The organism is Armatimonas sp., from assembly GCF_031410135.1.
Classification (GTDB): Bacteria; Armatimonadota; Armatimonadia; order Armatimonadales; family Armatimonadaceae; genus Armatimonas.
The window spans coordinates 1-7,497 of sequence record NZ_JANNYP010000808.1 but is presented as its reverse complement, the minus strand read 5'-3'; the positions used below and the strand labels follow the sequence as shown (position 1 = coordinate 7,497).

The following is a 7,497-nucleotide window of genomic DNA, read 5'->3' as shown; positions in this document are numbered from 1 at the left end:
CTGCAATTTTAGAACTATACGGACGTGTTCGTGTGGATGATTTTTCATAATTACAACGCGGCGGGTCAGAAAACGAGCTTTACGGATGGTCGGGGCAAAGTCACGACGTACTCGTACCACAGCGATGACCTGCCGTCTGGGATCACCTACCCGGACAGCACGGGCAGCACGGTAACGTACAACACGGATGGACAGGTTGCGACAAGCACGGACGGTCGTGGCGTGGTTGTCACGAACAACTACAACACGGGTGGTCAGCTTACCAGCGTCTCGTACAGCGACAGCACGCCCACGGTGAGCTTCGCTTACAACGACGACGGTGCCAAGACCAGCATGACGGACGGCACCGGCACCACGACCTATTCTTATGACACAGGCGGCAGGATCACAACCCGAACGAGTCCCCAAGGCGCGGTGACGTATTCGTACAACAACGCCAACGCACTCACGGGCAAAGTCGGCGGCGGCAGTACGCTCCTTTACAGCTACGACGATGCCGGACGAATGACGGCGCTGGTTGCCGGTGGCACTCAAGCCACCAGCTATTCGTACGATAACGCCAACCGCATGACGAGCACGACGCTTCCCGATGGCAGCGTCGAAACCAAAACCTACACGGCGGCGGCTGATTTGGCGAGTATCGAGTCGGTCAAGTCCGGCACGACGATTACCAGCAGCAGTTACAGCTACGATGCGCTGGGGCGAAAGACGAGCGAGACGACCCCGAGCTACGCGCTTGCCTACACCTACGACAACGGCGGGCAGCTAACCAGCGAAGTGCGAACGGGGGCATCTGCTTATTCCGTTTCGTACACCTACGATAACGCGGGCAACCGAGCGACCAAAACGCTAGGCGGCACGACGGAGAACTACTCGTATGATGATGCCAACAAACTCTTAACCGCTGGCGGCAAGTCGTATTCGTATGATAACGCCGGGAACATGACAGGCGTAAGCTGGTCTGGTGGTTCTACCTCACTGACCTGGAACGGCGCGGGGTACTTGAAAAGTGCAAGCGACGGCAGCACTACGATAAACTATGCCTACAACGGACTGGGCCAGCGTGTTGGCAAGTCGGGAGGAGCGAGCGCGAGCTACATTCTCTCGGATGACAGTATTGACAGCCAAGTTCTGTCAGACGGCGCGGCGAGCTTTGTTCACGGCGCGTCGGGTCTGGTGAGCGAGAATCGAGGAGGGACGAGCAAGTTCTACCACGCCGACGCACTTGGCTCAGTGAAAGCCCTGACGGATGGTAGCGGTAGCGTGACGGATAGTAGAAGTACAGATGCCTTTGGTATGTTAGTGACGAGCAGTGGCTCGACTCCTACGCCGTTTGGCTTTGCTGGGAATCATGGGTATCAGCAAGACAGCGAGACGGGACTGATGAGGTTGGGGCATCGGATGTACGATGCGAGTACTGGAAGGTTTATCAGCAGAGACCCGATCCGCGATGGCTATAACTGGTATGCCTACTGTGGCAACGATCCAGTAAATGCGGTTGATCCACAAGGTTTAAAATCAGTTAAAGAGCTATGGCATACTTTTGTAGAATGGATTGAAAACAAATTCGGGAAAAAGCCACAACCTAAAAATCCATTACCAGAAAAACCTCCTGTTGAAGATGTACCATCTAATCCTGAACCGCCACGTGAGTATACTCCACGAGAAAAACAGAATATTGAAAATTTAAAACAGCAACAAATCGAAAATAATCAGAATTTTGATAAACGTAAAAACTATGAAAAAAGAAAGAAAGAAGGTTGGATTGAGCCTGAAGATTTCGGAGGATTATGTGTGCCTGCGGTGCCTATCAGTTATCCTGAGCCTAATGATGGAATACCTGATATTGTAAAAGATGGTTTAGATAATTTCGGCCCTGGGCCAGCTATCGGCCCACGCGATGTTATAGGGATAATAAAAGAGTATGTAGATCCATTTGTTAAAAAAGCGCGGAAAGGGTTAGTTGACCACTATAATGAATAAATAAAATATCTGGCTATGGATTCGTTTTTTCAAGAATGATCGGTATATGAAATATCACCAACGTATTTTATATAATCCATAGCCAGTATTAATATTTACATCTTTGTGTATTAAATTAGCAATAAAGGATATAAGTACATGGAAAGAATCGAAATTATAAATCGTTTATGTGAAGATGGAAATTTGAGTTCTAATGATTTCAGAGAATTTATTCTGTTGAATGATGATGACTATAAGATGAAATATCTCTTCTCTATATTTCTCAAAAGAAAATTGATTCGTTCTGGTGACGATTCAGAAAATTTTGAAATGTTTAAAAATGCTGTTGTTGCGTATATTTATGATAAAGATGAAAATGAATTAGATGTAGAAGTGACTCTAGCAGAGATATTTAGATTGATGGGGGATTTAAAAACGGCTCTTTTTATTATTGATAAAAATATTAAAAAAAATCAAAAAGATCCCTACCTTTTATATCTTAAAGGATATATATTGATGAAAATGGGGATGTATAATGAATCCGTTGATTTCTTTAAAGAAAGCTTAGAAATTAAAGAAGATCAATTATGTAGAGATACATTAATGCATGTATTAAGAATGATTTATGTTTAATTATTTACACTCTTTAGTCATTAATACATTTTTATAACATTCTATTTGCGAATGGATTTTAATAATGTAATTGACGTGAATTCGGGTTAATCAGTTGTGGTAAAACTCGATTCTCAACCAAAAGAGGTGTAGGAAACGGACGTTATGAGTTGGTTTAGTCGAAACACTCTGCGACGAATCGCGGTGATGACGACACTGACCACGACCTGGCTGACAGTCGGGCCAAGTGCGGCGGCGAACACGCGGTTGCAGGCGGGCAAGAAAGGCCATCAGCGAACCCTTTGTCAAACTCGCGAAAGAACCGCTTTTACGCACGGTTTGAAAACACCTTATTCCCTCTGGCTACTGGGTGGCATGATTCCCGCCCGCACCAGGTCTTTTAGGGTCAGCACCCCGACGGGCCGAGAGGCACTATCCACCACGGGCATGTCGCCAAAGCGGACGGGGCCGCTCTCGAAGCTCTCCATTGCCTCAGCGGCCAAGGGATCGCCCTGGATCAGACGGGGATTTTTTGTCATGGCCTCCGTGACAGGCCGATCCCAAGCCTCCGGGCCGACACTCACAAAAAAGCGCCGCGAGTCGCCGTCGGAGAGGACGCCGACTAGCGTGCCATCGCTATCCACGATGCAGGCCAGACCCGCGCGGGCTCGGGTGATGGCGGTCATCGCATCGTGAACCGTCACGGTGTGGGAAACCACAGCGAGCTCATCGCCGCGCCGGATCAGATCGGAGACCTTGAGCAGGAGACGGCGCCCCAGTGAGCCTGCGGGATGCAGCTTGGCGTAGTCCTCCGAATGAAACCCTCGTGCCTCCATCACGGCCACGGCCAGTGCATCCCCGAGGGCCAACATCGCCGTGGTCGAGGTGGTCGGGGCAAGGTTCATTGGGCAGGCTTCTTTGGGAACACTGGTGTCTAGGATCAGCTCCGCCGCGCGGCCCAGTGTGGACTCACGGCGGCCCGTCATTGCAATTAAGCACGTCACACGGCGCTTGAGAGCAGGCAGGAGCGCCCGAAGCTCATCGGACTCCCCGGAGTTGGAGAGCACCAGCGCGGTATCTCCCGGTGCGGCCATTCCCAGATCCCCGTGCATTGCCTCCGCCGGATGCAAGAAAAACGCGGGGGTGCCGGTCGAGGCCAGAGTTGCCGCGATCTTCCGCCCGATATGGCCGCTCTTGCCCATCCCAGAGACCACGACGCGCCCTGTGAGACCGACCAGATGCGTGACGACGGCGTCAAATTCTTCATCCAAGCGCTCTGCCAGAAGGCGAAGCGCATCTGCCTCTTCTGTTAATACCCGACGTGCGTGCGCTCTTGCTTGGGACATTTCTGCAAGATTATACCTACATACTAAGAATTTCCCGACCAATGATCCTAGTAGATGAAATGGTTTCAAAAGCCCCAGGAAGACGGAAGGCAAAGTGAAGCGACGTATCAGACCTATGCGGCGACCGTTCTTGCTGCTGCCCGATTGCTCGCCTCACTTCGCAGAACATCCCCACGGTCGGGGTCTTTGCTGGAGCGTGAGTGTAGCCGCTCCCAGGAGCTAGGACACCCTTTGACGTTGCTCCAGCTAGAGCTTGCAGACTGGCCACGTGTTCTCCAGTCCCTTGGTGAGGATCGAGCATCACAGACTCTGGAGGAGCTAGAGCTCGTCTTACACGGCACTCTGCGCAACACCGATATCTTACTTACCGAGACGAAAGGCAGCTTTACGATTCTGCTCCCCGGCACGACGGCACAAGATGCTCCCACCGTGATGCGCAACCTTCGTCAAGCCATCCACGGCTACCGCATCCTGGCTCCCGATGGCACTGCTTTCTTTCTTCGTCTTCACCCCTGGATTGGCTCGGCATCACTCCCGGAGGACGGAAGCTCCGCCGAAGCGCTTAACCAAGTGCTCCACCAGCGCCTTGAAGCACAAAAACACCTCCCCACTCCTCTCCCCGACGAAGCTCCAACAGAAAAAACACCCCCTCTACGCCTCGTGGCATAAATATAGATACACTATATCTAAAAGATACCAGAGCTTCCCCCGATAATCCCAGGAGATGAAAGGGCGGCTTCCTAAACGAGCAACAGCATATATCGCCACGACTGTCCTCTTGGGCAGTGCAGGAGTGGTGGATATCTTGCTACGCTATCCTCTCAGCAAGATATCCCCGATCATTTTTCCGATTGTCTGTCTGATGGGTGCGTTCGCCGGTAGGCAGAAAGTAACCCTCGCCTCAGGAAAGAACACGAACAACTCTGCTCGCATCTCGCTGGGCTTTATCACCGACCTCATCACTCTACTTCTCTTTGGCCCTTCCGTCGCACTTATTTCTTTTTTGTCGTCCATGTTCTCGACACTCACGGCACGGCAGAAAAGCCCCCTCTACCAGACGGCCTTCAATATCAGTTCCATGTCCCTGACCATATGGATACTGAGCAGAGGGCTTCTTCTGATCGAGACACTGACTCCCCACAATCAACTTTTTGTGGCCAAGACTCCTGAAGCTGTCATCGCCGCGCTTCTCAGCACCACCGTGATCTTACTCATGGTCGTGATGCACCTCTTTCTTAATGCAGCACTTGTCACGGGAGCTGTCTCCCTCTCGATGGGCTGGACGCGTAAAAAATCGGCGGATTTCTTCTACAACAACACGCTCTGGCCGGCCCCGACCTACCTAGCAGCGGGCTGCTTTATGGTGATGGTGGTCTGGCTTGCCCACAATATCTCCGCCGGTTTTTACAACGCGATTCCTCTTGGTCTTGTGATGTTGCCGCAACCTCTGCTCTATTTCTACAACCTCCGGCTACACCGGGAGCGTGATGAAGAGAAGGAGAAGCGCTTTGATGAGCTGGAGAGCCTGTACTCGTCTATGGTGCAGGCAATGGGACGCGCTATCGAGGCCAAAGACCGCTACACACAGGAGCATATCTCGCGTGTTGTCGCCATGTCGCTGGCCATTGGGAAGCGCCTCCTGCTTTCTGAAGAGAAGCTTCGCACTCTAGAGGTCGGGGCAGCCTTGCACGATATTGGCAAGATCGCCATTCCCGATACCGTCCTCAACAAGCCCGGCAAGCTCACCACGGAGGAGTTTGAGCTGATCAAAGAGCACGCGGCACTCGGCAGCGAGATTCTCCAGCCGGTTCCCTTTCCGCCTGAAGTACTGGAGGCGGTACGTCATCATCATGAGAAGTGGGATGGCACGGGCTACCCGGATCGCTTGATCGGGGAGCAGATCCCCCTCTTGGCGCGGATAGTGGCCGTCGCCGATGTCTACGATGCCTTGACTTCAGACCGGCCCTACCGGGCCGCTTGGTCGCATGAAAAGACCATGATATTTATGAGCAGCCAGGTAGGTGTGCACTTCAATGCAGAGGTATTTGCCGCCTTCGAGCATGCGATGGAAGCTGACCCCCAGCTGTGTTCCACAGCAGAAGATATCGAAGCCCCCTCCTTGCGTCTCGCCGCGTAGTTGCACTTTTTAATACTGTGTGATAGACTGCCCGTTTGGAAATCAACACTTCCACCCGAGACAGCCGGTACGCGTTTGCGTTTAATGGATTTCTCACAGAAGTCCGCCCGCCGAGGTAGAGAAGATGACAGCATCTTAAATATCTTCGTGCGCCCTCGACTGCTTTCGGTCGGGGGTTTTGTGTTTTTACTCTAAAAGGAGGTGAAAATTTAAATGGCACAACCTAAAAAGAAACTCGGCACCAAGCCGGGTGTGGTCGGAGAGATCAGCGATCTGCTCAAGAGCAGCTCTGCCGTGATCCTGACCGAGTACCGTGGCCTGAGTGTCCCGCAAGTGGGTGATATCCGCACCAAGCTGCGCGCCGCCGATAGCGATAGCGACTTCTCCGTCGTGAAGAACACGCTCTTCAAGCGCGCCGCCGATGGCATTATTGCCGCCGACGCAAACCTGGATGCCGCCCTGAACGGCCCCACCGCTGTTGTCTTCGCCAAAGACTCCCTGGCAGCCGCCAAGGTGCTCAGCGACTACATCGCCAGCAACCGCAATACCCCGTTGAAGATCAAGGGTGGTGTGGTAGACGGTACCTTCCAGAGTGCAGCGAATATCGACGCTCTGGCCAAGATCCCGCCGCGTGACACTCTCTACGCGATGATTCTCGGGGCTTTCCAGTCCCCTCTGACCAGCCTTGCCGCCACTCTTGCGTCTATCGCAGAGCAGAAGGCAGCTTAATTTACACGACGTTAAAACGTCACAAAGGAAACTAAAATGGCTATTAATACCGCTGACTTTATTGAGCAGCTCAAAGGCATGACCATTCTTGAGGTCAACGACCTCGTCCAGGCCCTCCAGACCGAGTTCGGTGTCTCCGCCGTCGTTGCCGCTGGCCCTGCCGGTGGTGCAGCCGCACCTGTCGAAGATGAGCAGACCGAGTTCGACGTGGTTCTGGTGAGCCCCGGCGACAAGAAGATCCAGGTGATCAAGGTCATTCGTGACATCACCGGTCTTGGTCTCAAAGAGGCCAAGGAGATCGCCGACACCGCCCCCAAGGCTGTCAAGACCGGCATCAGCAAGGACGAAGCCGAGAAGCTCAAGGCTCAGTTCGAGGCCGAAGGCGCAACCATCGAGCTCAAGTAAGAGCCCTCCCGACCCACCCCCTAGCCCCCCCACCCTCGCTTCGCGGGGTACCCGGACGGGGGAACCTAGGCGGGTGGGTTTTTCGTTTTTTAGAGTGCATGGCCGCAGCGGGCACAGACGCCACGGCTGGTGTCGGCCCAGGTGAGCTTGGAGCGCCCACACCCCGCGCAGCGCTGGGAGAGATCGGAGTTGCGGAAGCGCACACGAGCCTTCCGCCGCCCGTGTGTTTCCCAGAGTGCACCGGTGAAGCTCTTCCCCACGCTTTCCAACCTTCCTGCATCACGGTAGGTACAGAGAACACTCCGG

General features: G+C 53.2%; 7 protein-coding genes, 1 pseudogene and 1 other annotated feature. Of the genes and pseudogenes, 6 read left to right on the top strand and 2 right to left on the bottom strand.

Annotation, left to right across the window (positions count from 1 at the left end; translation table 11 throughout):
* The first annotated feature begins 36 nt into the window (after positions 1 to 36).
* On the top strand, positions 37 to 1,983 hold the full coding sequence (locus RMO15_RS29620; protein ID WP_309721642.1) for an RHS repeat-associated core domain-containing protein: 1,947 nt from the start codon (positions 37 to 39) through the stop codon (positions 1,981 to 1,983).
* 138 nt (positions 1,984 to 2,121) lie between these two features.
* Positions 2,122 to 2,595 (top strand): hypothetical protein, encoded by a 474-nt coding sequence (locus RMO15_RS29615; protein WP_309721639.1) that lies wholly within the window; start codon positions 2,122 to 2,124, stop codon positions 2,593 to 2,595.
* Between the two features lie 329 nt (positions 2,596 to 2,924).
* Here RMO15_RS29615 and RMO15_RS29610 read toward each other — a convergent pair whose 3' ends face one another.
* On the bottom strand, positions 2,925 to 3,920 hold the full coding sequence (locus tag RMO15_RS29610; RefSeq protein ID WP_309721636.1) for a KpsF/GutQ family sugar-phosphate isomerase: 996 nt from the start codon (positions 3,918 to 3,920) through the stop codon (positions 2,925 to 2,927).
* 54 nt (positions 3,921 to 3,974) lie between these two features.
* Between RMO15_RS29610 and RMO15_RS29605 the strand changes: the two genes are divergently transcribed.
* From RMO15_RS29605 to rplL, 4 genes are all read left to right on the top strand, one after another.
* On the top strand, positions 3,975 to 4,589 hold the full coding sequence (locus RMO15_RS29605) for a diguanylate cyclase (protein WP_309721634.1): 615 nt from the start codon (positions 3,975 to 3,977) through the stop codon (positions 4,587 to 4,589).
* Positions 4,590 to 4,644: 55 nt separating this feature from the next.
* Complete coding sequence (locus RMO15_RS29600; RefSeq protein ID WP_309721631.1) at positions 4,645 to 6,057, top strand: HD-GYP domain-containing protein; 1,413 nt, start codon at positions 4,645 to 4,647, stop codon at positions 6,055 to 6,057.
* Positions 6,058 to 6,093: 36 nt separating this feature from the next.
* Positions 6,094 to 6,248: a sequence feature (ribosomal protein L10 leader region), on the top strand.
* Positions 6,249 to 6,270: 22 nt separating this feature from the next.
* Complete coding sequence (rplJ, locus tag RMO15_RS29595; protein ID WP_309721629.1) at positions 6,271 to 6,786, top strand: 50S ribosomal protein L10; 516 nt, start codon at positions 6,271 to 6,273, stop codon at positions 6,784 to 6,786.
* Positions 6,787 to 6,822: 36 nt separating this feature from the next.
* Positions 6,823 to 7,191, top strand: a complete 369-nt coding sequence (rplL, locus tag RMO15_RS29590; RefSeq protein WP_309721626.1) for a 50S ribosomal protein L7/L12 — start codon at positions 6,823 to 6,825, stop codon at positions 7,189 to 7,191.
* Positions 7,192 to 7,280: 89 nt separating this feature from the next.
* On the opposite strand, the pseudogene RMO15_RS29585 reads toward rplL, so the two are convergent.
* Positions 7,281 to 7,497: pseudogene (locus tag RMO15_RS29585) on the bottom strand (hypothetical protein); the annotation flags it as partial.